25 protein-coding genes are annotated in these 24,777 nt (G+C 73.5%); 11 read left to right on the top strand and 14 right to left on the bottom strand.

Annotation, left to right across the window (positions count from 1 at the left end; all coding sequences use genetic code 11):
* Positions 1-17: 17 nt before the first annotated feature.
* On the bottom strand, positions 18-467 hold the full coding sequence (locus tag OO54_RS11390; protein WP_017237326.1) for a peroxiredoxin: 450 nt from the start codon (positions 465-467) through the stop codon (positions 18-20).
* 126 nt (positions 468-593) lie between these two features.
* Entirely contained in the window at positions 594-1,184 is a 591-nt protein-coding gene (locus tag OO54_RS11385; protein ID WP_017237327.1) for a PadR family transcriptional regulator, read from the bottom strand.
* Positions 1,185-1,345: 161 nt separating this feature from the next.
* Between OO54_RS11385 and OO54_RS11380 the strand changes: the two genes are divergently transcribed.
* The 3 genes from OO54_RS11380 (at position 1,346) to OO54_RS11370 (ending at position 3,726) form a co-directional block, all read left to right on the top strand.
* Entirely contained in the window at positions 1,346-1,831 is a 486-nt protein-coding gene (locus OO54_RS11380; RefSeq protein WP_017237328.1) for an SRPBCC family protein, read from the top strand.
* A 136-nt stretch (positions 1,832-1,967) separates the two neighbouring features.
* Positions 1,968-3,314: a L,D-transpeptidase gene (locus tag OO54_RS11375; protein WP_051786865.1), complete on the top strand. Its 1,347-nt coding sequence runs from the start codon at positions 1,968-1,970 to the stop codon at positions 3,312-3,314.
* A 103-nt stretch (positions 3,315-3,417) separates the two neighbouring features.
* Entirely contained in the window at positions 3,418-3,726 is a 309-nt protein-coding gene (locus tag OO54_RS11370; protein ID WP_033202735.1) for a CU044_2847 family protein, read from the top strand.
* 24 nt (positions 3,727-3,750) lie between these two features.
* Here OO54_RS11370 and OO54_RS42350 read toward each other — a convergent pair whose 3' ends face one another.
* The 6 genes from OO54_RS42350 to OO54_RS11345 all read right to left on the bottom strand — a co-directional run bounded on the left by OO54_RS42350 (position 3,751) and on the right by OO54_RS11345 (position 9,220).
* A complete protein-coding gene (locus tag OO54_RS42350; protein ID WP_051786858.1) occupies positions 3,751-4,371 on the bottom strand; it encodes a threonine/serine exporter family protein in 621 nt (206 codons plus the stop codon).
* Entirely contained in the window at positions 4,347-4,805 is a 459-nt protein-coding gene (locus tag OO54_RS42345) for a threonine/serine exporter family protein (RefSeq protein WP_051786857.1), read from the bottom strand. Before OO54_RS42345 ends, OO54_RS42350 begins: the two co-directional genes overlap by 25 nt.
* Before the next feature lie 318 nt (positions 4,806-5,123).
* Positions 5,124-5,939 carry an ABC transporter permease gene (locus OO54_RS11360; protein ID WP_033202734.1) on the bottom strand — a complete coding sequence of 272 codons (816 nt, stop codon included), beginning with the start codon at positions 5,937-5,939 and terminating at the stop codon, positions 5,124-5,126.
* A gap of 22 nt (positions 5,940-5,961) precedes the next feature.
* Positions 5,962-6,891 carry an ABC transporter permease gene (locus OO54_RS11355; protein ID WP_234439260.1) on the bottom strand — a complete coding sequence of 310 codons (930 nt, stop codon included), beginning with the start codon at positions 6,889-6,891 and terminating at the stop codon, positions 5,962-5,964.
* A 10-nt stretch (positions 6,892-6,901) separates the two neighbouring features.
* On the bottom strand, positions 6,902-8,101 hold the full coding sequence (locus tag OO54_RS11350; protein WP_033202733.1) for an ABC transporter substrate-binding protein: 1,200 nt from the start codon (positions 8,099-8,101) through the stop codon (positions 6,902-6,904).
* Between the two features lie 81 nt (positions 8,102-8,182).
* Positions 8,183-9,220, bottom strand: coding sequence for an ABC transporter ATP-binding protein (locus tag OO54_RS11345; protein WP_033202732.1), 1,038 nt, complete (start codon positions 9,218-9,220; stop codon positions 8,183-8,185).
* A gap of 137 nt (positions 9,221-9,357) precedes the next feature.
* Between OO54_RS11345 and OO54_RS11340 the strand changes: the two genes are divergently transcribed.
* On the top strand, positions 9,358-10,209 hold the full coding sequence (locus OO54_RS11340) for a FadR/GntR family transcriptional regulator (protein ID WP_033202731.1): 852 nt from the start codon (positions 9,358-9,360) through the stop codon (positions 10,207-10,209).
* Between the two features lie 94 nt (positions 10,210-10,303).
* Positions 10,304-11,083, top strand: a complete 780-nt coding sequence (locus OO54_RS11335; protein ID WP_033202773.1) for a cache domain-containing protein — start codon at positions 10,304-10,306, stop codon at positions 11,081-11,083.
* A gap of 79 nt (positions 11,084-11,162) precedes the next feature.
* Here OO54_RS11335 and OO54_RS11330 read toward each other — a convergent pair whose 3' ends face one another.
* Both OO54_RS11330 and OO54_RS11325 read right to left on the bottom strand, forming a co-directional pair.
* Positions 11,163-11,483, bottom strand: coding sequence for a cupin domain-containing protein (locus OO54_RS11330; protein WP_017237337.1), 321 nt, complete (start codon positions 11,481-11,483; stop codon positions 11,163-11,165).
* Positions 11,480-12,757 (bottom strand): MFS transporter, encoded by a 1,278-nt coding sequence (locus tag OO54_RS11325; protein ID WP_033202730.1) that lies wholly within the window; start codon positions 12,755-12,757, stop codon positions 11,480-11,482. The genes OO54_RS11330 and OO54_RS11325 overlap by 4 nt, the downstream gene beginning before the upstream one ends.
* Positions 12,758-12,875: 118 nt before the next feature.
* Between OO54_RS11325 and OO54_RS11320 the strand changes: the two genes are divergently transcribed.
* Together OO54_RS11320 and OO54_RS11315 are read left to right on the top strand one after the other, a co-directional pair.
* Positions 12,876-13,769: a LysR family transcriptional regulator gene (locus OO54_RS11320; RefSeq protein WP_033202729.1), complete on the top strand. Its 894-nt coding sequence runs from the start codon at positions 12,876-12,878 to the stop codon at positions 13,767-13,769.
* A gap of 110 nt (positions 13,770-13,879) precedes the next feature.
* Positions 13,880-14,269, top strand: a complete 390-nt coding sequence (locus tag OO54_RS11315) for a VOC family protein (RefSeq protein WP_033202728.1) — start codon at positions 13,880-13,882, stop codon at positions 14,267-14,269.
* Between the two features lie 49 nt (positions 14,270-14,318).
* On the opposite strand, the gene OO54_RS11310 is transcribed toward OO54_RS11315, so the two are convergent.
* Positions 14,319-15,614, bottom strand: coding sequence for a M20 metallopeptidase family protein (locus tag OO54_RS11310; protein WP_033202727.1), 1,296 nt, complete (start codon positions 15,612-15,614; stop codon positions 14,319-14,321).
* A 291-nt stretch (positions 15,615-15,905) separates the two neighbouring features.
* Here OO54_RS11310 and helR point away from each other — a divergent pair, with 291 nt between their 5' ends.
* The gene (gene helR, locus OO54_RS11305) at positions 15,906-18,053 is read left to right on the top strand and encodes an RNA polymerase recycling motor ATPase HelR (RefSeq protein WP_033202726.1); all 2,148 of its coding nucleotides are present in this window, start codon (positions 15,906-15,908) and stop codon (positions 18,051-18,053) included.
* 93 nt (positions 18,054-18,146) lie between these two features.
* Here helR and OO54_RS11300 read toward each other — a convergent pair whose 3' ends face one another.
* From OO54_RS11300 to OO54_RS11290, 3 genes are all read right to left on the bottom strand, one after another.
* Complete coding sequence (locus OO54_RS11300; RefSeq protein WP_033202725.1) at positions 18,147-19,802, bottom strand: acyl-CoA dehydrogenase family protein; 1,656 nt, start codon at positions 19,800-19,802, stop codon at positions 18,147-18,149.
* Positions 19,786-20,403 (bottom strand): TetR/AcrR family transcriptional regulator, encoded by a 618-nt coding sequence (locus tag OO54_RS11295; protein WP_017237344.1) that lies wholly within the window; start codon positions 20,401-20,403, stop codon positions 19,786-19,788. Before OO54_RS11295 ends, OO54_RS11300 begins: the two co-directional genes overlap by 17 nt.
* Before the next feature lie 156 nt (positions 20,404-20,559).
* Positions 20,560-21,144, bottom strand: coding sequence for a TMEM165/GDT1 family protein (locus OO54_RS11290; protein WP_017237345.1), 585 nt, complete (start codon positions 21,142-21,144; stop codon positions 20,560-20,562).
* A gap of 298 nt (positions 21,145-21,442) precedes the next feature.
* Between OO54_RS11290 and OO54_RS11285 the strand changes: the two genes are divergently transcribed.
* The 3 genes from OO54_RS11285 to OO54_RS11275 are packed head-to-tail and all read left to right on the top strand — an operon-like array spanning position 21,443 to position 24,706.
* The gene (locus tag OO54_RS11285; protein ID WP_051786856.1) at positions 21,443-22,060 is read left to right on the top strand and encodes a TetR/AcrR family transcriptional regulator; all 618 of its coding nucleotides are present in this window, start codon (positions 21,443-21,445) and stop codon (positions 22,058-22,060) included.
* On the top strand, positions 22,057-23,592 hold the full coding sequence (locus tag OO54_RS11280; RefSeq protein ID WP_033202723.1) for an MFS transporter: 1,536 nt from the start codon (positions 22,057-22,059) through the stop codon (positions 23,590-23,592). The genes OO54_RS11285 and OO54_RS11280 overlap by 4 nt, the downstream gene beginning before the upstream one ends.
* A gap of 1 nt (position 23,593) precedes the next feature.
* The gene (locus tag OO54_RS11275; RefSeq protein ID WP_033202722.1) at positions 23,594-24,706 is read left to right on the top strand and encodes a PP2C family protein-serine/threonine phosphatase; all 1,113 of its coding nucleotides are present in this window, start codon (positions 23,594-23,596) and stop codon (positions 24,704-24,706) included.
* Positions 24,707-24,777 lie beyond the last annotated feature (71 nt).

Here is a 24,777-nt window from a genome sequence, read left to right as displayed (position 1 = left end):
AAGCCCGGCCCCTCCGGTCAGTCCTGGCGCAGGGCGGCCAGAGCGCGGTCCGCGTGGGCGCTCATGCGCAGCTCGCTGCGGACGACCTCGCGCACCCGCCGGTCCTGGCCGATCACGAACGTGACCCGCTTGGTCGGGGCGAGAGAGAACCCGCGCTTCACGCCGAACCGTTCGCGTATGGCGCCGTCCGTGTCGGAGAGCAGGGGGTAGCCCAGGGAGTGTCGCTCCGCGAACTCCTGCTGCCGCTCCACGGCGTCCGAGCTGATGCCGACGGGAAGCGCGCCGACGGCACGGAACTCGGCGGCGAGGTCACGGAAGTGACAGGCCTCGGCCGTGCACCCGGGCGTCAGCGCCGCCGGGTAGAAGAAGAGGACGACCGGCCCCTCGGAGAGGAGGCCGGTGAGCGAGCGCGCCGCTCCCGTCTCGTCCGGAAGGCTGAAGTCCTCGACGAGGTCACCGACGTTCATGGAAGCCTGTCCCCGATCCCTACCCGCGACGCCACCGGCGCCTCCGGTGGCCGGTCGGTGACGTTACCGCAGGGTAAGGCCGGTGGATACGGGCGGGTGGGCGAACGGCCTTGAGAAGGGACCGCTTCAGCCGCGGGGAGCGGCTTCCGCCACGCCGTTCCGCGCGGCGGCACGGCGGTCGAGCACCGCCAGCGCCCGCTCGCCCCAGCGCAGGTTCTCCTCCTCGAAGAACCGGCCGCGCATCAGCGTCAGATAGGGGCCGACCCGCTCCGCCTCGGCGAGGTAGGTGTCCTCGTCCCGACCGTCGAGCATCCGTTCCCGCAGCCGGTCGTATCGGGCCAGCTTCGCCCGGGCCGTCTCCATCCGCCGTGCCACGAAGCCGCGCACCGCCGCCGTGTCGCCCTCGTCGCAGGCCTGTACCTGGACCATCAGCTCGTCACGGACGGCGCTCGGGCGCGGTGGCGTCGACGTGTAGGCCGCCAGATCGCGCAGGCCCGGCTCCGTGAGGCTGAACATCCGCTTGTTCGGGCGCCGCTCCTGCTCCACCACGCGGGCCGTGATCAGCCCGGCCTCGTCGAGGCGGTCCAGCTCGCGGTAGAGCTGCTGCGGGGTGGCGGCCCAGAAGTTGGCGACGGACACGTCGAAGATCTTGGCCAGGTCGTATCCGGATGCCTCGCCCTCCAGGAGAGCTGCGAGGACGGCGTGCTTGAGCGACATCCGGACACGCTAGCAGCATGTTGAATAGTTTCCTCCGCACCTATTCAACCGATAAGGCACCCCACGGGCCGGACGGGTGTCCTTCGCTGGCAGGTCGGTCCGGCGCCTGCCTAGGCTGGAGAGGGGAAGGCAGCGGGGGAGCAGATCCGAGGGGCAGCACGATGGACAGCGACTCGTTCGTCTACACCACCTACATCCGGACGACCCCCGACGAGCTCTGGAAGGCGCTCACCGACCCCGAGCTCACCCGGCGCTACTGGGGCGTGGCCTTCGAGACCGAGTGGACCGCCGGTTCCCCGATGGTCTGGAACGAGGGCGGACGCCGCACCGCGGACCCCGAGCAGGTCGTCCTCGCCGCCGAGCCCGGCCGCCTCCTCTCGTACACCTGGCACACGTTCACGCCCGCCTGGGCGGAGGCCGTCGGTCTCGATCGCGCGGTCTACGAACGGCTCGCCGCCGAGCCGAGGTCCCGGGTGACCTTCGCGATCGAGCCCTCCGGCGACATGGTCGAACTCACCGTCACACACGGCGACCTGAAGCCCGACGGCACCATCAGGGAGCTGATCGGCGAAGGGTGGCCCGCGCTGATCGCCAGCCTCAAGTCGCTGCTGGAGACCGGTGAGGAGCTCCCCGAGCCCGCCCGCTGACCCATTCGAGTCGTCTCGTCCGCCTCTCGCCCGCCACGCCCGGCGCCTTGATCATCTTTTTCTCCCTTGATCCGTTTTGATGCTTGAGTCGGCACCGTCCGCCGACGTCGTCGTCCGGAAGGGGAGGGTGTCCGACGTGTCGTCACGCAGATACGTACGGGGGTGGGGAGCGCTGTCCCTGGCGGTCGGAGCCGTGCTCGTCGGTACGGCGGCACAGGCGCCCGCGAGCCGGGAACGCCCCGCCGCGGCCTCCGACCCCACCGCCGTCGTCACCGTCGACGGCTGCTCCGCCGGCGGCGGACTCTGCTCCGTGCCCTGGCACACGGTCGCGCTCACCGGCGGCCCCGTGCTCACCGGCACTCCCTTCGCGCTCGACGCAGGGGCGTCGGGCCCCGTGGAACTGGAGCTGCGCACGCCCGGGGTCCTCGCGGACGTCACCGTCACCGACCAGAGCGGCCGCAGTGTCGCCGGGACGTCGAGCGCCGACGGCACCCGGTGGACGAGCGCGGCGGCGCTGCCCGCGGGGTCCCGCTTCACGGCCCGTCTCGCCGTCGAACGGGCCGCTGGCCGCGGCGCCCACCGCGACCTCGCCCGCCTCGACTTCCGCAGCCCCTCGGCACCCGCCGGAGAGCGCCTCACCGTTGCCTTCGGGCCCGACGACGGCCGCACCTACGGCGTGGGGCAGCCGATCACGGCCGAGCTCAGCCATCCCGTGCCGGCCGACGACCTCAGGGCGCGCCGGACCGTGGAACGCGCCCTCGACGTACGCACCGAAGCCCCCGTCGAAGGCACCTGGTACTGGATCGACTCCAACACCCTCCACTACCGGCCCCGTGTCTACTGGCCCGCGTACACCACCGTCCGCGTCCACAGCGGCCTCGACGGGGTCAGGATCACCGACGGCCTCTACGGCGGCCCCTCACGCTCCCTCACCTTCACCATCGGGGCCCGGCTCGAAGCCGTCACCGACGTCTCCGCCCTCAAGATGACCGTCTTCCGCGACGGCCTGCCGCTGCGGACATTCCCGGTCACCACGGGCAAGGCCGGCTACCGCACCCGAGGAGGCATCAAGGTGGTCCTCGGCAAGGAGCCGCTCGTCCGCATGCGCGGCGACTCCATCGGCATCGCGCGCGGCAGCCGCGACTATTTCGACCTCAAGGTCCGCTGGGCCACCCGGGTGACATGGAGCGGCGAGTACCTGCACGCCGCACCCTGGTCGGTCGACGCGCAGGGCAGCGAGAACGTCAGCCACGGCTGCACCGGCATGAGCACCGAGGACGCCGCCTGGCTGTTCGGCACGGTCCGCGAGGGCGACCTCGTGCGTGTGATCCACGGGTACGGGGCGCCGATGACGCCGTTCGACAACGGCTTCGGCGACTGGAACCTCAGCTGGCCCGAGTGGCGGCGGGGTAGCGCTCTCGACCCGAGCGCCGCCGTCGCCGCGTCCTCCCTCTCCGCCGGCGCCCTCCGCCCGGAGCTCTGAACGGGCGCCGCGCCACGCCGATCGTCCCGGTGGACGCCCTCGGTTCCGTACCCCTCGGTGATACTGACGTCCTGCCCGCCCTCACCGACCGCAGGGAGCATCGATGCCGGACGTCACCAAGGTCGAGGTCGGCGACGCGACGCTGTTCGTGGAGGCCCGCCGCCTCGGCCCCGACACGGAACTCGAAGGGCTCGGCGACCGCCTGCCCGACCTCTCGGCCGTCACCGAAGCGCTCTCCTCCTTCGCGGGGCAGATCGGCGAGGCGCTCCACCAGGCGGCTCCGGACCGCGCGACCGTCGAGTTCGGCTGCCAGCTCGGCCTGGACGCGGGCAGGCTGACGGCGCTCGTCGTCCAGGGCAGCGCGAACGCGAGCCTGCGGGTGACCCTCGAATGGGAGAAGAAGCCCCACTGATCCGGGGCGACTCCGCACACGGGCTCAGAGACCGCCGGTGGCCGGCGGCTCGCCCGGAGAGCTCCCTCCGCCCGACTCGGGCAGGGGCGACGCCGGAACGGGCTCGCCGAGACTCAGCCGAGGGCGCCGGCGGAGGCCGGCGCCCACCAGGACGCCGAGGGCGATGGCGGCCACGGTGATCACCGTGCTGACCAGGCTGTCCAGGCCGCCGTCGGTGTCCCCGCTCACGATGATCTCGGAGACGCCGGTGAGGCCGACCGCGCCGGGCACGAGGAGCCAGAAGCAGGGCAGGAACACCACCTGGTCCGGGGTGTGCGAGTGGCGTGCGATCCAACTGGCCATCGGCGGCGGCAGCATGCCGGCGGCGAAGGCACCGAAGGTCACGCCGCCGAACCCGGAGGCCGCCGACTGCACGAACCGCTCGACCAGCAGCGCGCCGAGCAGCCACGACGTGACCCGCGGCGGCGCGGAGTAGTACAGCAGGAACCCGAAGCCGAGCAGCAGCACCCCGGCCCACGGCGCCCAGGCCCCCAGCGCCTCGGCCGGGGGCCCGCCCGTCGGCCGGGGCCGCACGACTTCGGTACCGACCAGGATGCCGAGCGCCAGGAGCAGCAGGACGTTCACCGCCCCGGCCGGCCGCGCCATGCTCGACAGGGCCGCCCCGGTGGCGAGTTCGATGGCGCTCGGGGCAGCGCGGCGCCGGGCAGGAAGGCGATCAGCGGGGGGACGTACAGGACCGTGGGGTCCTCGTGCAGGAGCGGTCCGGCCCAGCGCAGGGAGGCGGCCGTCACGAGGATCGCCGCGACCACCGGCAGGGCGGTACGGGCCGCGGGGAGCCGGTCGCCGAAGAGCCGGAGCAGACCGACGCCCGCGCCCAGCACCGCGTACCCGACGACCGCGGGGACGGTCGCGTGCCGCATCGCGCCCAGGCCGACGGTCGGCAGGACGTAACCGAGGACGGTGGTGGCCGGGCTGAACCGCTCAGGGCGCTCCCGCACCTCCCGAAGCGAGCGCCGCGCGTCCTCGAAGGACACCTGCTCGGCGCGCATCCGCTTCGCCGGCGACTGCAGCTCCTCCACCTGGTCCAGCCGCAGGTCCGGTCCCTCGACCGGGGCGAAGTCCAGCTCGCCGCCGCGCCCGTCGGGGCCGCCGCCGCCCGCCGGGCGAGCGAGCGCACGTCGAAGCGGAGGGGCCTCACCACACGCGCCTGCTCCCCGTGGCGAACCCGCGCCCGCTCCCCGTACGGAACCCGCGCCCGCTCCCCGTGGCGGCCGGTCCGCGCCACCCCCGAAAACCCCACAAGCTACGCATTTCGTAAAGGTAGCCGCGAGGCGGCGATGGCGCGCAGCGGACCGGCGGGGTGCGGTGAGCGGGGCTTCGCCGCCGGTGCCGGACCGTCAGACCCGAGCGCCGCCCGTCGTGTCCGAGGAGAGCCGCTGTGCCGCGTAGATCGGCACCACCGACAGCAGGACGAGCGCCGCGGCGACCACGCTCACCACCGGGGCCTGCTGAGGGCGGGTCATGTTGTTGAAGATCCACACGGGCAGGGTCTGCACCCCGGGCCCCGCGGTGAACGTGGTCACCACGATCTCGTCGAAGGAGAGGGCGAACGCCAGCAGACCTCCCGCGAGGAGCGCCGACCGCAGCAGCGGGAACGTGACGTCCCGGAAGGTGCGGAAGGTGTGCGCGCCGAGGTCCATGGCGGCCTCCTCGTACGAGCCGGGGAGTCTGCGCAGCCGGGCCACCACGTTGTTGAAGACGACCACGATGCAGAAGGTCGCGTGGCCGACCACCACGGTGAACATCCCGAGGCCCACGCCGAGGGGTTCGAGGACCGTGCCGAAGGCCGAGTTGAGGGCGATGCCCGTGACGATGCCGGGCAGCGCGATCGGCAGCACCACCGCGAACGAGACGGCCTCGCGCCCGAAGAACGAGTGGCGCTGCACGGCGAACGCGATGAGGGTGCCGAGCACCAGCGCCACCGCAGTCGCCGCGAGGCCCGCCTTCACCGACGTCCACAGGGCCGCGCGGGCCCCTTCGTTGTCCCAGGCCGCCGCCCACCAGTCGAGGGTGAGCCCCGGCGGCGGCCAGCTCGCCGAGCGGTCGGGGTTGAGTGAGCCGAGCAGCACGAGCAGCAGCGGCAGGTAGATCGCCGCGAAGCCGAGGCCGGCCGCGGTGCGCAGCGCGATCCGCGCGGGACGGGAGAGGTTCATCGGTCGCGGTCCTTCCGGCCGGTCACAGGCTGCGCAGCGCGCCGGAGCGCCGCACCGCGAGCAGGTACACCACGATGACGGCGACCGGCACGGTGCCGAGCGCGGCGGCCAGCGGCAGGTTGAGGGTGACGTTGGAGTAGACGAGGTTGCCGATCAGCTGGGTCTTGCCGCCGACGATCTGCACCGTGATGTAGTCGCCGAGGCTCAGCGAGAAGGTGAAGACGGACCCGGCGGCCACCGCGGGCCACACCATCGGCAGGACGACGGAGACGAAGGTGCGGCCCGCTCGCGCGCCGAGGTCGGCCGAGGCGTGCAGCAGGCTGTCGGGGAGCTGGACGAGCGCGGTGTGGATCGGCAGGGCCATGTACGGCAGCCAGAGGTACGTCAGGACGAGCACCGTGGCCGTGAGCCCGTACCCCGGACCGCTCAGGCCGAACGGCCTCAGCGCCCAGTCCAGCGGTCCGCCCTCCGACAGGATCAGCCGCCACGCGTACACCTTGACGAGATAGCCCGCCCACAGCGGCATCAGCAGGGCGACCACGAACAGCGGCCGGCGTCGTGGAGGGGCCACCCGCGCCGTGTAGAACGCGAGCGGGAAGGCGATCAGGGCGCACAGACCGGTCACCGCGAGGGCGACGCCGACGGTGCGCAGCGCGACCGTCCGGTAGACGGGGGAGCCGACCAGTTCCTCGAAGTTCCGCGAGGACCAGATCCGTACGACCTCGGACGTGAAGCTGTCGGTCGTCCAGAAGGCGGAGAGGAACAGCGCCGCGAGGGACCCGAGGTAGGCGAGGACCAGCCAGAGCAGCGGTGCCGTGAGCAGGGCCGCGAGCCGCAGCCGCGGGCGGCGGTGCAGGAGCCCGGCGAGCCGCCGGGCGGGACCGGGAGGCCGGTCCGGCCCGGCGGCGCCACCGGTACCGGCGGCCTGCGGGGAGGGGGAGAGCGTGGTCATGGCGCCCGGATCAGCCCTTGATCTCGTTCCAGGCCTGGACCCACTTCGCGTACGGCACGCAGCGCGCGTCCGTGCGTCCGTCGAGGCACTGCTCGATCGGCGTGGTCCAGAAGTGCACCTGCTTCCAGTAGGCCTCGTCGGTGGCGTGGAAGGTGGCGCAGTGGTTCTTGTCGGCGGTCTCGGCGCAGGACTTCGCGTTGGCCGGCGCCTCGCCGAAGTACTCGGCGACCTGGGCGTTGGTCTTCGGGGACACGATCCAGTCCAGCCACTTGTAGGCGCAGGTGGGGTGTTTCGCCTTGGCCGAGACCATCCAGGTGTCGGACCAGCCGGTGGAGCCCTCCTTCGGCAGCACCGCCGCGGTCTTCGCACCCTCGGCTTCGGCGAGGTTGGCGATGACCTGCCAGCTGGTGCCGACGACGGAGTCGCCGCTCTTGAAGGCGGAGATCTCCTTGAGGTAGTCGCTCCAGTACTCGCCGATGTGCTTGTTCTGCTCCTTGAGCAGGGAGACCGAGGCGTCGAACTGCTTCTGGTCGAGCGCGTACGGGTTCTGGATGCCCAGCTCCGGCTTGGTGGCCTTGAGGTACAGGGCGGCGTCCGCGAGGTAGATGGGGGAGTCGTAGGCCGTGACCTTCCCGGAGTGCGCCGAGGCCTCGTCGAAGACGGCGGACCAGGAGTCGGGGGCGGGCTTGACCTTCTCCGTGTCGTACATGAGGAGGTTGGCGCCGCGGCCGTGCGGGATGCCGTAGGCGACGCCCTTGACGGAGTTCCAGTCCTTGTTCTTGAGCCCGGCGAAGACGTCGGCGTAGTTCGGTACGAGCGCGGTGTTCACGGGAGCCGCGTCGCCCGAGGCGATGAGCCGCAGCGAGGCGTCGCCGGACGCGGAGACGGCGTCGTACGCGCCGGTCTTCATCAGCGAGACCATCTCGTCGGAGGTCGCGGCGGTCTTGGCGTTCACCTGACAGCCGGTCTGCTTCTCGAAGGCGGTGACCCAGTCGGTCTTGGGGTCGTTGGAGCCGTCCTCGACGTACCCGGCCCAGGCGATGAGGTTGACCTCGCCCTCGGCCTCGCCGAGTGCCGTGGGCGCCTTCAGGTCCGGCGTGTTGAGGCCGCCCGGCCTGCCGGAACCGGCCGGGTCCGCCGATCCGCAGGCGGTGACGAGGAGCAGCCCCGAGACGGCGGCTGCGGTCAGGAGGGAGTGGTGCGGGCGCACGTGGTTCTCCGTTGTGTGAGGGGACGGGGTCCTGGGGAGGGGGGTGTCGGCTTGCGTGGGGCCCGGGAGAAGGGGGTGCGGCTACGTCGTCTCGGGGACGCGTACGGCGTGGCTCGGGTGCCAGCGGAGGGCGACGCGGGCGCCGCGGAAGCCCGCGAGGTCGGCCGAGGAGGTCTCCAGGTTCTGCTGGACGGCGGTGAGCCGGCCGCCGGTGTCGAGGTCGACCAGGAAGCGGGTCGAGTCGCCGAGGTAGACGACCTCCGCGACCGTGCCGGCGGCGGTGGCCAGGCCGGACGCGGCGGGTGCGGCGGGGTCGCGGACGATCCGGATCTTCTCCGGCCGGATGCTGTACGTGCCCGGTGTCCCGACCACCTGTCGGGCGGTGTCACCGCTGAGCAGGTTGGAGGTGCCGACGAAACCGGCGACGAACGGGCTCCCGGGGCGTTCGTAGATCTCGGCGGGGGTGCCGACCTGCTCGATCCGGCCCTGGTGGAAGACCGCGATCCGGTCGCTCATGGTCAGGGCCTCCTCCTGGTCGTGGGTGACGAACACGAAGGTGATGCCGACCTCGCGCTGGATCTCCTTGAGCTCGACCTGCATCCGCTCGCGGAGCTTGAGGTCGAGCGCGCCGAGCGGTTCGTCGAGCAGCAGCACCCGGGGGCGGCCGACGAGCGCACGGGCCAGGGCGACGCGCTGGCGCTGGCCGCCGGAGAGTTCGGCGGGCCGTCGCCTGCCGAGTCCGTCGAGCCCGACCCGGGTGAGGAAGGCGCGGGCCCGTACGAGGCGCTCGGCGCGGGGCACTCCGCGCACCTTGAGGCCGTAGGCGACGTTCTGTTCGACCGTCATGTGCGGGAAGAGCGCGTAGTCCTGGAAGACGGTGTGCACGTCCCGCTCGAAGGGCGCGAGGCGGGTGACGTCCCGGCCGGCCAGCTCGACGGTGCCCCCGCTGGGGGTCTCGAAGCCGGCGATCATCCGGAGCACGGTCGTCTTCCCGGAGCCGGACGGGCCGAGCATCGAGAAGAACTCGCCGTCGGCTATCTCCAGGTCCACACCTGCCACGGCCTCGGTCCGGCCGTAGGCCTTGCGCAGTCCCGTCAGCCGGATCGCCATTCCCTCCATGGGCGGGAACCTTTCTGGTGCGGTGGAGCGTTGCTCGGGCGTGGCCGTAAACATATGAAGTCATAGTTCAAATCTCAAGACCCCTTTAAGGTAAAGGCTGAGTCAACGCTCAAGCTCGACGCGCGAGGTGGTTAACCGTGAGACCGAACGGCAGGCCGGACGGCGGAGACCGCGCGCCCGGGGCGGGTACCGCCCGCAAGGCCGCCTTCACCCCCGTCGACACCCGCGCGCGCGTGGACACCGTCGTCCGCCGCATCGCCGACGCCATCGAACTCGGGCTCCTCGCCGACGGGGAGCAGCTGCCGGGCGAGACCGAACTCGCCGGACAGCTCGGCGTCTCCACCGTGACCCTGCGCGAAGCGCTCATGGCCCTGCGGCAGCAGGGGCTCGTCACCACCCGCCGCGGGCGCGGCGGCGGCAGCTTCGTCACCCTGCCCGACAGCCCTCCCGAGGACCGGCTGCGCGCCCGCCTCGCCGACTGGTCCACCGAGGAGCTGCGCGACCTCGGCGACCACTGGGCCGCCGTCTCCGGCACCGCCGCCCTGCTCGCGGCCCGCCGCACCCAGCCCGGCGACCTCCGCCCCCTCACCCGTACGGTCGACGAGCTGACCGCCGCCACCGACCCGGCCACCCGCGGCAGGCTCTACGGCCGCTTCCACGTCGAACTCGCCGCCGCCGCGCAGTCCGCGCGCCTCACCCGCGAGGAGATCGCCCTCCAGACGGACCTGGGCGCCCTGCTCTGTCTCGTCCTCGACGACCCCTCGCATCTCGCCGTTCTGTCGGATCGTCACCGCGCCGTGATCTCCGCCGTGCAGGATGAGGCCGACGAGCGGGCCAGAACGCTCGCCGAGACATGCGTACGGGAGTCGGTGGAGCGGCTGATCGCGCTGCGCCTCGCCACCCCCGGCCGCGCAGCCGAGCCTCGGTCCGAGGAGGACACGCATGGCCAGGAGCACCGGGCTCGCGGGGCCCGCAGGGGCCACCACTGACACCACGCGCGGCGGGAACGGGACGGCCGGGCCCGCCAGGGCCGTCGTCGCCCAGACACCGGCCGCACACCCCGGCACCGGCAAGGCCGTACCCATGACAGCCGGGCACGCGCACGACGGGGCCGCCGCGCCGGACGCGGGCCCCGTCGCCGAGGTCGTGCGCCGGGTCCGGGACACGCTCGAACAGGTCTTCACCGCCGTCGCCGAGACCGGCGCCGACACGAGCGCACTCCTCGCGGACGTGTCGGAGGCGGACCGCGCGCCCGTCGCCGCCGACCTGGCGGCCCTGCGCCCCGGTCTGCGCGCCCGCCTCGCCGCCCTCCCGCTCGTCTCCGGCGTGGGCTTCGTCGCCGCGCCCGGCCTCCTCGCCGACGTCCCGGGCTGCCTCGAATGGTGGCAGCGCGGACCCGGCGGAGCCGTACGCCCGCTCCTCCTCGACCTGGACCCGGAGCACTCCGCATACTCCGACTACACCCACTGGGACTGGTACACCCTGCCGCGCGAGACCGGCCGGCGGGCCGTCGCCGGACCGTACGTCGACTACCTCTGCTCGGACGAGTACGGCCTGACCCTCTCCGCGCCCGTCGCGCTCGCCGGCCGGTTCGTGGGCGTGGCCGCCGCGGACGTGTACCTGCGCCACTTCGAGACAGCCGTCCTGCCCGCACTCCTGCGCCTCCCCGTCCCGGCCCGGCTGGTCAACGCCCGGGGCCGGGTCGCCGCCTCCACCGACCCGGCCCACCTCGCCGGATCCCTCACCAAGGGACCGGACTTCGCCGCCGTCCTCGACGGGCCGCAGGCCGAACACCACGCCGGCGGCCTCCGTCTGGTGCCCTGTGGCGGCGTGCCGCTGGTCCTGGTGACCGCCGCGCGGTGAGACGCGGCGAGCCCCTCGCACCGGTCGGCCATCCGGTCGGTACGAGGAGCTCGTCGCGTACGTCGGTCGTCGAAGGCCGTCAGTCGTTCACGGCCGTCAGGAGTACCACCGAGTCCTCCAGGGCGGTCAAGCCGTGCCGCTCCTTCGGGATCATGCGCAGCGTGCCCGCCGACAGCGCCTCCGTCCAGCCGGCGGCCGTCAGGTCCACGCGGCCGCGCAGCACCTGGAGGCTCGCCGCGGGCGGCGCGTTGTGCTCGTCGAGGGACGTGCCGGACGTCAGGGCGATGACGGTCTGCCGGAGCACCCCGTCGTGCATCACCAGATGGGCGCTGCGCCCGTGTGGAGCCGTACGCGCCGCGGCCAGGTGCTCGTCGGCGAGCGCGGTGAGGTCAAGCGTCATGTCTCTCCCTGCGGGGTTCTCTCCGGCGAGGCGTGCGGACGGATGACTCCAGCCTCCCGGTTGGCGTGCGGGACGCAACTCGGGGCCGCCGCTCGGGCCGACACGGCGACCGTCAGGAGCCCGGCGGCGACGCACGCCCCGGCGGCGAGCAGCGCGGCCGTCCAGCCGTGGACCGCGTACAACCAGGAGCCGACCAGGGAGCCGAGCGCGCCACCACCGAAGGTGGCCAGCATGAAGACCGTGTTGACCCGGGCCGCCACCGCCTGCCCGATCGCGAAGATCCCGGCTTGCGCGGCCACCTGGGACGAGCTGACCCCTACCACCAGCAGATTCGCCCCGGCCGCCAGCGCCACGGGGGAGACGGGAGCGAGGGCCGCCACCCCGAGCCCCAGCCCCGCGCAGACGAGACCGCCGGCGTTGACCGCCCCCGGCCCGTAACGGTCGGCGAGCGGTCCCGCCGTCGCCGAGAGGAGCGCCGCGGGGAGCGTCAGCAGCCCGAAGAGACCGGCCACCCCCGGCCCGTAACCGAGCGGAGGTGCCGCCAGATGGAAGGCGAGGACGGCCCAGAAGACGCTGAACGCGGCGAAGGCGCACACTCCGAGCGCGGCCGAGACCCGCAGCTCCCGATGGGTGACGAGGAGCCGGGGCAGTCCGGCCAGAAGCCCGGCGTACGACGCACCGCTCCGCGACCCCAGCCGCTCGGGCAGCCGGCGCGGCAGCACGAGAAGCAGGGCCGCCGTCGCCGCCGCGGCGACGACATAGGCCGCCCGCCAGCTGCCGCTGGCGTCGGCCACGGCACCCGAGACCGTGCGGGAGAGCGTCGAGCCGAGCGTCAGGCCGAGACCGATCAGGCCCACGACCCGGCCCCGTCGCCGCGGACCGGCCAGCACCGCCGCCACCGGGGTGAGGACCTGCGGGAGGACCGTCGTGGTGGAGAGCGCGAGCGTCGCGACGGCGAGGGTGACCACGTCGGGCGCCGCCGCGGCGACGAGCAGGGCGGCACTGGTCAGGGCGAGCAGCACGGAGGTGAGGCGCCGCAGCCGCGCGGTGTCGGCCAGGGGGACCAGCAGCAGGAGGCCGAGCGCGTACCCGACCTGGGCGGCCGGGGCGATCAGCCCCGCCGTCCGCTGCGAGACCTCCAGGCCGCGCGCGACGGCGGCCAGCAGCGGCTGCGGGAAGTAGAGGTTGGCGACGGTGACGGCGCCCGCCAGCGCGAACAGCGGCACGTTCAGCGGTCGGGCGGGTGCGGGCGAGGCGAGGGGACTCGGCTCCACGGACTCTCTTCCGTACGGGGGAGGCGGACCGCTCCAGGCTCCCGCCGCCACCCCCCGCCGAACAAGGTGCGATCATCGAACCGGCGTTTAGCCACACTCAACGATCAGTGGAGGGACGATGCTCGAACGGTACGAACTGGAGGCGTTCCTGACGCTCGCCGAAGAGCTCCACTTCGGGCGAACCGCCGAACGCCTCGGCCTCTCCACCGGCCGCGTCAGCCAGACCGTCAAGAAGCTGGAACGACGCGTCGGCACCCCTCTCTTCACCCGCACCAGCCGCAGCGTCGACCTCACCCCCGTCGGCCGGACCCTGTACGAGGACCTCCTCCCCGCCTACCGGCAGCTCCGCACCGCGCTGGAACGCGCCACCGCCACCGCCCGCGGACTCCACGGCAGGCTGCGTGCCGGCTTCGGGACCCCGTGGGGCGGCGAGCTGCTCACGGCCGCCGCCGACACCCTCCTCGCGCTCCACCCCGCCTGCGAGATCACCGTGCGGGAGGTCCAGCTGGACGAGGGCGTCCGCCCCCTCAAGGACGGCACGCTGGACGTCCAGTGCGTGGCCTTCCCCGTCCGCGAGCCGGACCTCACCACCGGCCCCGTCGTCACCACCGACGAGCGCGTGCTGCTCCTGCCCGCCGCCCACCCGCTGGCCCGCCGCGCCTCCCTGACCCTTGAGGACCTCGCCGGCCTGGACCTGATCGCCCCCGAGGGCACCGCCCCGGACTACTGGACCGACCACCACTACCCCCGCAGCACCCCGTCCGGCGCACCCGTCGGCCGGGGCCCGGCGGCCGCCACCTGGCAGGAGGTCCTCTCCCACGTGTCGGCGGGCCGGGGAGTCACCCCCGGCGCCGCACGCGGCGCCGCCTACCACCCGCGCCCCGGCATCGCCTACGTCCCGCTGCGTGACGCCCCGCCCCTCGCGTACGGCCTGGCCTGGCCGACCGCCACCGCTGACTCCGACCTGCTCAGGGCCTTCGTGGCGGCGGTCGGCACGGCCGCCCCGGCCTGAACCGGTGGTGCGGGGGTGCCCGCGGCGACTAGGGTTGACGGCGACATCGCGTGTCGGTCACCGACTGGGTGAGGCATGGAGGTGTCGGGAGATGCCCTCGGAGGCATTCCTTGTCAGTCGATCTGAACCACACCATCGTCCACGCCCGGGACAACCGGGAGTCCGCGGAGTTCTTCGTGGACCTGCTGGGCCTCGAGATCACCTCGGAGTGGGGCCCGTTCATCGCGGTGGCCCTGAACAACGGCGTCACGCTGGACTTCGCCACCATCCCCGCGGACCGGATCACCCCGCAGCACTACGCGTTCCTGGTCTCCGAAGAGGAGTTCGACGCGGCGTACGCGAAGATCAGGCAGCGCGGCATCGAGCACTACGCCGACCCCCACCGGAAGCAGCCCGGCGCGATCAACCACAACGACGGCGGCCGCGGCGTCTACTTCATGGACCCGGCGGGCCACGCCATGGAGCTCATCACCGTGCCGTACGGCGGCTGGACCGCCTAGGCACCTCGTGTCGAGGGCCGCGCCCCCGGCGGGGTGCGGCCCTCACCTCCTAGGACGGCGCGGAAGCCACCAGATTCCCCGTCAGATGGTCGTAGGCCACATGCGCGTGGAGCCGGACGCCGGTGACGAGGGTGTCGTCGTCCGCGTAGAAGTGCGGGTTGTGGTTGGTGACGAGCCCGCGCCCGCCCGGCAGCGGCACGGGCCGCCCCGAAGCGTCCAGGGCCGCGTCCTGGACGCCGAGCATCACGTAGAGGCCGCCGAACCGGCTCACGAACTCGGAGACGTCGTCGTACCCGAGGGTCCCGCCGGTCTCCACCACGCGCTCCTCGCCCACCACCCGGCGGAAGGTGGGCAGGGCCGCGGCCACCCACGGACCGCTGTTGTGCACCGGGGGAACGGGCTGGAGGTACTCGACGGAGGCCGTCGCCCCGTAGGCGGCCGCCGAGTGCTCGGCCAGGGTCGTGAGGCGGCGGCGGACCTCGGCCATGTCCGACTCCACGGCGCAGCGGACCGTGCCCCACAGGGTCACCGTCTCGCCGATGATGTTGAAGCGGCCGACGTCCTCCACGTGCCCGATGGACACGGTGACCGCGTCGAACGCCGAGACCTGCCGGTACACCTGACCGATGCCCGTCAGGATCGCCCCCACCGCAGGCATCGGGTCGATCCCCTGCCACGGCGTCGAACCGTGCGTCTGCTTGCCGGTGACGACGATCCTGACCAGCGCGGAAGCGCCGTACTGGTTGCCGATCCGGTACCCCACGTACCCCTTCGGGTGCGGCGTCACGTGCAGACCGAACGCCATCGTCGGCACCGGAGCGGCGAAGGCGCCCGCCTCGACCATCGCCCGCGCACCGCCCTCCTCGGTCACCGGAGGACCCTCCTCGGCGGGTTGGAAGACGAACAGGACGGTCCCCGGCAGCCGGTCGCGCGCACCCGCCAGAACCATCGCCGCTCCCAGCAGCATCGCGGTGTGGCAGTCGTGCCCGCAGGCGTGCGACACCGGGAACGGGCCGCCCGGGTAGTCGGCGTCCACCACCTCGGACGCGAAGTCCGTGCCGCACAGGTCCCTCACCGGCAGCGCGTCCATGTCCGCCCGGAGGGCCACGACCCGCTCGCCCGCCGCCGCACCGCGCAGCACCCCCACGACCCCGTGGCCCGCGATGCCGGTCCTGACCTCGTCGAGGCCCAGCGCTCGCAGGTGCTCCGCCACCAACCGGGCCGTGTTCACCTCCCGGTTGGACAGCTCCGGATGCCGGTGCAGATGGCGCCGCCAGGCCACCACCCGGTCCGCGACCTCGGCCGCCCGCCGGTCCAGTTCGTCGTGGATCGCCTCGCTGCCCAACGGGGACTCCCTCTCGAAACGGCCGAAGCCGTGGCCATGGGACGCGTGTTCCACCAGCCTGCCACCCCGGAGTCGGGCTCGCCGCGAGAACGCGGAGTCAACGGACATGACACGCACGCGTGGCCTCGGGGAGAGAGGTGAGGACCGGTCGTCGTCAAGGCCCGCACCGGCGCGAGGAGACGACACATCCTCCGCCACTCTCAACGTATAGCGCACAGGGGGGCTTGCGGCAAGGCCCCCGGGGTGCCGCACAATCTCCCCTCGAAGCCAGGACCTGCGGAAACGGGAGACATGCACCTTCAGACCACCAGCGCCTTCGACCTGTCCGACAGCCTTGCCGCGAAGGCGGACCCGGCGCTGATCGCCGGCGACGAGAAGCACTTCGCGGCCATCGCCGAGAGCCTGGAGCAGGCCATCGGCGAACTGTCCGACCGCCTCGACGCCGAGCGCCGGGCGCCCGGCGGCGCCGGCCAGGCGGCGATGGAGCGGGACCTGGAGATCCACCGGCTGACCGGCCGCCTGCGCGCGCTGCGCCGGTTCGGCCTCGACCTGTGCCTCGGTCGCGTCGTCGGCGCGGACGGCGCCGAACCCTTGTACATCGGCCGCCTCGGCCTCACCGACAGCGAGGGGCGCCGGCTCCTCGTCGACTGGCGTTCCCCCGCGGCCGAACCGTTCTTCGCCGCCACCCACGCCCGGCCCATGGGCCTGGAGAGCCGCCGCAGGTACCGCTGGACCCGTGGCCGGATCAGCGACTACTGGGACGAGGTGTTCACCGTCGACGGCCTCGAGCGCCACGCCGCGCTCGACGACCAGTCCGCCTTCATCGCGAGCCTCGGCGGCAACAGGTCGGCCCGCATGCGCGACGTGCTCTCCACCATCCAGTCCGACCAGGACGCCATCGTCCGGGCCGGATCCCGCGGCGCGCTCGTCGTCGACGGCGGCCCGGGCACCGGCAAGACCGTCGTCGCCCTGCACCGCACCGCGTACCTCCTGTACTCCGATCCCCGCCTCGGTCACCGGCGCGGCGGCGTGCTGTTCGTCGGCCCCCACCAGCCGTACCTGAACTACGTCGCCGACGTCCTTCCCAGTCTCGGCGAAGAGGGCGTACAGACCTGCACCGTGCGCGACCTCGTCGCCGAGGGCGCGCGGGCCTCGGTCGAGACCGACCCGGAGGTGGCCCGCCTGAAGTCCACCGTCGACATGGTCGCGGCGATCGAGACGGCCGTTCGGTTCTACGAGGAGCCCCCCACCGAGGGCATGACGGTCACCACGGCCTGGTCCGACGTGTGGCTGAGCGCCGACGACTGGGCCGAGGCGTTCCGGGCGGTCGAGCCCGGCACCCCGCACAACGAGGCGCGCGACCAGATCCTGGAGGAGCTGCTCGCGATCCTCACGGACAAGAACGACGCGGACGTGGCGCCCGAGCTGTTCCGGAAGTCGCTGCTCCTGGACCGGGAGCTGACCGGGACCCTCGACCGGGCCTGGCCGCTGCTCGAAGCGGCCGACCTCGTCGGCGACCTGTGGAGCGTCCCCGCCTATCTGCGCCTGTGCGCCCCCTGGCTCGGCCCCGACGAGGTGCGCAGGCTCCGGCGCACCGACCCGCAGGCCTGGACGGTGTCCGACCTGCCGCTCCTGGACGCGGCCCGGCAGCGGCTCGGCGACCCGGAGGCGTCCGCGCGCAAGCGCCGCCACCAGGCCTCCGTCGACGCCGAGCGGGCCCGCATGGCCGACGTCATCGACAACGTGCTCGCGGCCGACGACGACGGCGAGGGCGCCGTGACGATGCTGCGCGGACAGGACCTGAAGGACAGCCTGATCGACGACGCCGCGCTGCCCGTCGCCGACCCGGAACCCCTCGCCGGCCCGTTCGCGCACATCGTCGTCGACGAGGCCCAGGAACTGACCGACGCCGAGTGGCAGATGCTGCTCCTGCGCTGCCCGTCCCGCAGCTTCACCGTCGTCGGGGACCGCGCCCAGACCCGGCACGGGTTCACGGAGTCGTGGCGGGAACGGCTGGAGCGCAACGGGTTCGACCGGATCGACGTGGCCTCGCTCAGCATCAACTACCGCACGCCGGAGGAGGTCATGGCCGAGGCGGAGCCGGTCATCCGGGCCGCGATCCCCGACGCCAACGTGCCGACGTCCGTCCGCGGCAGCGGACTTCCCGTCGTCCGCGGATCCGTCTCCGAGCTGGACGCGATCCTCGACGGCTGGCTGGCCGAGCACGCCGAAGGCATCGCCTGCGTCATCGGCCATCCCGCCTTCCGCGAGACCCCCCGCGTCCGCTCCCTGACCCCGGCGCTCTCGAAGGGCCTCGAGTTCGACCTCGTCGTCCTCGTCGACCCGGACGCCTTCGGAGACGGCGTCGCAGGCGCCGTCGACCGCTACGTCGCCATGACCCGCGCGACCCGGCAGCTCGTCGTCCTCACCGGCTCCTGACACCGCCGGTCCCCGATCCGAACGCGGTTCCGCCGCCCGCCGCACCTTCCGGCGGGCGGCGGAACCGCTTCGTCGTCCGCCCTGGGGCGGAACTCAGCCCGCGTGCACGGCGTCCGGGCCGCTCCGCGCGATGATCGCGGCCGTGTCGACACCGGGCGGCAGGGTGCCGAAGGCGAGACCTCGGTCGCCGTCGAGGCGTGAGGCGCAGAAGGCGTCGGCGACGGCCGGATGGCCGTGGCGCACCAGCAGGGAGCCCTGGAGGACGAGGGCGAGGCGCTCGACGAGCCGGCGTGCCCCGTACGCCACCGAGTCCTCGTCGCCGAGGCCCGCGAGGTCCTTGCGGAGGCCGGCGACGGCCGCGTCCAGGCGCCGGTCCGCCCCCGCCCCGCGGTCGACCTCCGCGAAGTAGGCCTCGACGGCCTGCGGCTGACGGGCCATGGCCCGCAGGACGTCGAGGGCGGCGACGTTGCCCGAGCCCTCCCAGATCGAGGGGAGCGGCGACTCGCGGTAGAGCCTCGGCAGCCCCGAGTCCTCGACGTACCCGTTGCCGCCGAGGCATTCCAGGGCCTCGGCCGCGTGCGCGGGTGCCCGCTTGCAGACCCAGTACTTGGTGACCGCGAGGCCGAGCCGGCGCAGCTGCTCCTCCTCCGCGTCGCCGCGCGCCGCCCGGTCGACGGCCCCGGCGAGCCTCAGGGCCGCGACCGTCGCCGCCTCGGCCTCGACCGCCAGGTCGGCCAGGACGTTGCGCATCAGCGGCTGGTCGACGAGGCGCGCCCCGAACGCCTCGCGGTGCGTGGCGTGGTGCACGGCCTGGACGAGCCCGAGGCGCATGCCCGACGCGGAGCTGATCGCGCAGTCGAGCCGCGTCATGTTGACCATCCGGATGATGGTGGCCACCCCGCGCCCCTCCTCGCCGACGAGCCGGCCGAGGGCGCCCTCGTACTCGATCTCGGAGGAGGCGTTCGACCGGTTGCCCAGCTTGTCCTTGAGGCGCTGGAGCCGGATCGCGTTGCGGGTGCCGTCGGGCAGCACCCGCGGCACCAGGAAGCAGGACAGGCCGCCGGGCGCCTGGGCGAGGGTGAGGAAGACGTCCGACATCGGTGCCGAGGTGAACCACTTGTGCCCGGTCAGCGCGTACAGACCGGGCTCGCCCGTCGGCACCGCCCGGGTGGTGTTCGCCCGGACGTCCGAGCCGCCCTGCTTCTCGGTCATCGACATCCCGGCGATGATCCCGCGCTTCTCCGTCGGCACCCGCAGCCCGAAGTCGTACGCGGAGGAGGTCAGCAGCGGCTCGTACACCTCGGCGAGGTCCGGCTGGGCGCGCAGGGCGGGCACGGCCGCGTACGTCATGGAGACGGGGCACAGGTGGCCCGCGTCGGCCTGCCCCCACACGAACACCTTCGCCGCGCGCGCCACGTGCGCCCCGGGCCGGTCGTCGCCCCAAGGCGCGCCGTGCAGGCCGTTGCGGACGGCCACGTCCATCAGGTCGTGCCAGTGGGGATGGAACTCGACCTCGTCGATCCGGTGCCCGTACCGGTCGTGGGTGTGCAGGACGGGGGAGTGGCGCTCGGCGAGCCGCCCCCACTCCTGTGCCTCCTCGCCGCCCGCCCGGCGCCCGAGGTCGCGGACCTCGGCCTCGGCCCAGCCGGCGCCCTCACGGCGAAGCGCCTCCAGGAGCGCGGGATCGGCGGACACGTCGTAACCGGTCAGCGGCGGTACCTGGTTGGTGACCTCATGCGTGGTCGGCATCGGGAACTCCCAGAGCTCGCAGGGTGAAAGTGACGAGTGCGGGTACGGTGTCGGGCCCGACGGCCCCTTCCGCCAAGGGGCCGACGAGCGCCTCGGCGCCCGCCCCCACCAGGGCGGAGGCCGTGAGGGCCGGGTCCTGCGGCGGCAGCTCGCCCGTGCGTACGCCTTCCGCGACACGGGCGGCGAACACATCGCGGAAGGCACGCCGGAAGACGAGCCGTTCGGCGTCGACCGCCGGATCGACCGGCTCGGCGAGCAGCGCGTACGCGAGGCGCGGCGACTTCAGGGCCCGCTGCGCGAAGGTCTCGATGACGGCGACCACCCGCTCGGCCGCCGACCCGTGCCCGGGGTGCCCGGCCGCCTCCGAGACGGCCGCGACCTCCCGGCCCACGACGGTGCGGAACAGCTCGACGGCGAGCTCGGCCTTGCTCGGGAAGTGCCGGTACACGCTCCCCGTCGCGATCCCGGCCCGAGTCGCGACCGCCGCCATCGTGCACCCCGCGTACCCCTGCTCGGCCAGCAATCCGAGCGCGGCCTCGACGACGGAGGCGCGCTGGGCGTCCAGTCGGGCTTGGACGGCGGGGGTGCGTCGGTAGGGCATGGAAGGAGTGAAGCAGTGATTCACTGCTTCATCAAGAGGTCGCGCGACGTCCGTCGGGCGCCGAACGCGTGGGGTGTGCGACGGACGTCGGACGTCGAACGCCGCACACCCCACGGGAGCGGGGATGCGCGGCGCGGACGGGCGGGGAGGCCGGTGTCAGCCGGTGAAGACCTCGGTGAGGGACCAGACGGCGAGTGCGGCCATGCAGACGCCGCCGATGCGCTGGACGGTCTTGAGCGGTACGCGCTTGGCGATGAAGCGGCCGGCCACGAGGGCGAGGGCGGAGACGCTCATGAGGGCTGCGAGGGAGCCGATGGCCGTCGACCAGGTGCCGTTGGTGGCGGCGAGGTTGGCGGTGGTGATCTGGGTCAGGTCGCCCCACTCGCTGATGAAGACGGCCATGAAGGCGGTGGAGAAGACGGGCCAGAAGCCGGTGACCGTCCGCCCGCCCGCGTCGGCGTCCTCGTCGTCGCCCCCGCCGCGCAGCAGCATGAAGGCGCCGAAGCCGAACATCAGGGCCGAGACGAGCTTCACGGACCAGCCGGGGAGCAGCCCGAGCAGGCTGCCGGCACCCACGGCGATGGCGACGTGGGCCAGGAAGGCGGTGGAGGTGCCGATCCACACGTACAGCGGACGCATGCGCGTGCCCATGGCGAGCGACGCGAACATCGTCTTGTCGGGAAGCTCGGCGAGGAAGATCAGCCCGAAGGCGGTGAGGATCGCCAAGGGGTCGAGGTGCATACCGGGGCTCTCTGCTCGGTCCGGGCCCATGGACTTCGCACGGCGCCTCGGTGGGCGACGGGAGGACCACTCGGCCCGGCATGACGGACCGCGCCCACGGGTACGCGGACGCGGCTGTTGCCTGGCCGAAGGTCTCGCCCGTCCGCGTCACGCGCGGACCCGGTCACCGGGAACCCGGGGGTTCCAGTGTGTCGACGACCGGTTCGCAGGGCTACTCCCCTTCGCTGTGCCCCAGTGTAACGGACCGGGGCGCGTGGGTGAGTAGACAGTGTCTACTCGATCTTGGTAGACAGTGCCCATGAACGACGAAGCAGGTGTGCACGGAGAGCCGGAGACGGCCGATCCCGAGGACGGGCTGCGCGGGCGACTCGTCCGCGTGGGCGTCGAGCTGGTGAACGCCGAAGGAGCCCAGGCCCTCTCGCTGCGCGAGATCGCCCGCCGCGCCGGCGTCTCCCACGGGGCGCCCCGCCGCCACTTCCCGACCCATCTCGACCTCCTCTCGGCCATCGCCCGCCAGGGCTTCGCCGAACTGGGGGCCCGCGTCACCGCCGAGGACCGGGAGACCGCCGGGCCGCGCGCACGGATCGAGCTCCTCGCCCGCGTGTACCTCGACTACGCCGCGACCCGACGCGGCATGTACGAGCTGATGTTCCGGCACGACCTCCTGGAGAGCGGCCGCCTGGGTCTGCGCGAGACGAGCCTGCCGCTCTTCGCCCACCTCACCGGGCTCGTCGCCCGCGTCCGGCCCGGCGCCGACGCCGCCGTCGTCGCGGGCGCGCTCTGGGCCAACCTGCACGGCATCGCCCAGCTCTGGCACTGGGGCAGCCTCCGGCTCGCCACCGGCGGCGACGACCCGGCGCCCTTCCTCACGGCGGCCCTCGACGCCCACCTCGGCCCCGCGGAGCCGACGCCGTGAACCGACCGCGGACCCCGGTCCTCACCTGCAGCATCGTCGGCGCCGTCGTCGTCGCCCTCGACGGGACCGTCCTCACGGTCGCCCAACCCGTCCTCCAGCGCGACCTGCACGCCGACGTCGGCCAGGTCCAGTGGACCAGCACCGGCTACCTCGTGGCCGTGGCGGGCCTGTTGGTCTTCGCGGGACGCCTCGGCGACCGGTACGGCCACCGCCGGGTCTTCGCCCTCGGCGCCCTCGGCTTCGCCGCCGCGTCGGCCGGCATCGCCCTGGCACCCGGGATCGGCGCGGTGATCCTGCTGCGCGTCCTCCAGGGCGTGTGCGGCGCGTTCCTCCAGCCCGCCACCCTCGGCATGCTGCGCACCGCCTACCCGCCCGAGCGGCTCGCGACCCCGATCGCCGTGCGCACCGCCGCCATCGGCCTCGCCGCCGCGGCCGGGCCGCTCGTCGGCGGCGCCCTGGTCTCCGCGTACGGCTGGCGCTCGGTCTTCCTGCTCGGCGTACCCCCGACCCTCACGATCGGCCTCATCGCGCTGACGACCCGGGAGCCGCACCCCGTACCGCTCCCGACTCCCGGCACGCCGCAGCTTCCGCACCGGGCGGAACGCCGGACCGGCCGCGCCCCCGGCGGCCTCGCCTCGCTCGACCCGGTCGGCGCCCTGCTGCTCGCCGCGGCCCTGGCACTGCTCGTCCACGGGCTCGTCGAGGCGACCCGTCCCGGCGGGGCCGTCACCGCCGGGCTCGCGTGCCTGGCGGGCGGCGCCGCGGGGGCCGCCTTCGCGCGCCACGAACGGCGGACCGCGCGGCCGCTCCTCGCCCCCGAACTCCTCGGGAGCGTCCCCGTCGTCGCCGGGCTCGCCGTGCTCCTCGCCGCCTCGGCGGCCCTCTTCGGATCGCTCTTCGTGGCGACGTACTTCCTCCAGGACACGCAGCGGCTCGACCCCCTGGACTGCGCGCTGCGCGTGCTGCCCCTCGCCGTCCTCATGGTGCTCGGCGCACCCCTCTGCCCCGCGCTCAAGCGCCGCTTCGGGCCCCGGCGCACGGCGACCGCGGGCGCGGCGCTGCTCACCCTGGGGGTCCTGCTGCTCTCGCGGCTGGACGCGACCGCGGGCGCCGGCGCCGTCGGATGCGCCTCCGCGCTCCTCGGAGCCGGTTTCGTCACGCTGATGGTCACCGCGACCTCCGTCGTCGTCCACCACGCACCGGAGGCCCATGCCGGAGTTGCGGGCGGCCTCCAGCAGACCGTGATGAACATCGGACCGGCCCTCGGCGTCGCCACCGCGACCCTCCTCCTCGCACTCGTCCCGCAGGGAGGATTCGTACCGGCCCGCGGGATCGCCCTCCCGGCCCTGGCCGCGATCGCGGCCCTCGCCGTCCCCGCCGCGCTCGCCCTGCCGGGCACCGGGGACCGCGAGGGAGCGCCCCCGGGCGGCCGACCGGGAAGACGCCGGGGAAAGCGGCCGGGGGTGGAGCCGGGGACACGCCGGGGGCCGACGTCACCCGGCTCGGGGGAACAGGCCTGCGTACGATCGTGAGATGCCCGCTGCTGGTCACCGGCGTCGCTTCGGCGAGGCGGCGCGCACCCAGTTCAATCTCGGTCGCGCCCTGCCCTTCCTGATCCTGGCAATGACGGTCCTCGCCGACCTCCTGACCCCCGACAAGGAGCACTTCGAACGCCTCCTCGTCGCCGCGCCCGCGCTCGCCGCCGTCACCTGGAGCGTGCGCGGGACGGTCGGCATCGGGCTGCTCGCCATGGCGGTGCGCGCGCTGCTCAGCCTGAGCCGGGACGAGGCCGTCGTACCCGACCTGCTCGCCAGCGAGCTCGTGGTCGCCGCCGTCACCGGCGCCGCGGCCTGGGTCAGCAGCGTCCGTACGCGCTACGAACGGGATCTGCGCGAGGTCACGGCCGTGGCGGAGGTCGTCCAGCGGGTCGTCCTGCGCCCGCTCCCGGACCGCCTCGGCCGCTTCGACCTGCACCTGCTGTACCTGGCGGCCGCCGCCAAGGCCAGGATCGGCGGTGACTTCTACGAGGCGGTACGGGTTCCGGGCGCCGTTCGGGTCATGCTCGGCGACGTCCAGGGCAAGGGCCTCGGGGCCGTCGAGACCGCTTCCGTCCTGCTCGGCGCCTTCCGCGCCACCGTCAACGCCGCCCCCGACCTCGCCGCCCTCGCAGACCGGCTCGACGAGGGCCTCGCCCGCTACGGCGGCTGGGACCCGGACTCGGACGCCGCCGAGCGCTTCGCAACCGTCGTCCTGGTGGAACTCCCCGACGACCGCGACGTCGCCCTCCTCCTCAGCTGCGGCCACCCCGCCCCGCTGCTCCAGCACGGGACCGAGGTCGAGCCGGTCGCCTTCGCCGACCCCTCCGTACCCGTCAACCTCGCGGGACTCGCCGAGCACCACCACCGGATCGAGGAGGTCCCGTTCGGCCCGGGGGACCGGCTGCTCCTCTACACCGACGGCGTGAGCGAGACCCGGGACCGCACCGGCACCTTCTACCCGCTGGAGACGCGCATGCGCGGCTGGGTCCGGGAACCGGCCACCGAACTGCCAGGCCTCCTGCACCGCGATCTCGCCGCCTACGGTATCGACGGCCTCGACGACGACGTGGCCGCCGTGCTCGTCGTCCGCGCGCCGGAGTCCGGCTGACGGTCCCGGCCCGTCACAGGTGCCCCCAAACATCGAGTTCGGGACGGCTTGTGTCGTTCACGTCCGGTTCC

This window comes from Streptomyces wedmorensis (genome assembly GCF_000716445.1).
GTDB classification, from domain to species: domain Bacteria; phylum Actinomycetota; class Actinomycetes; order Streptomycetales; family Streptomycetaceae; genus Streptomyces; species Streptomyces wedmorensis.
This window is presented reverse-complemented; position numbering and strand designations above follow the sequence as displayed.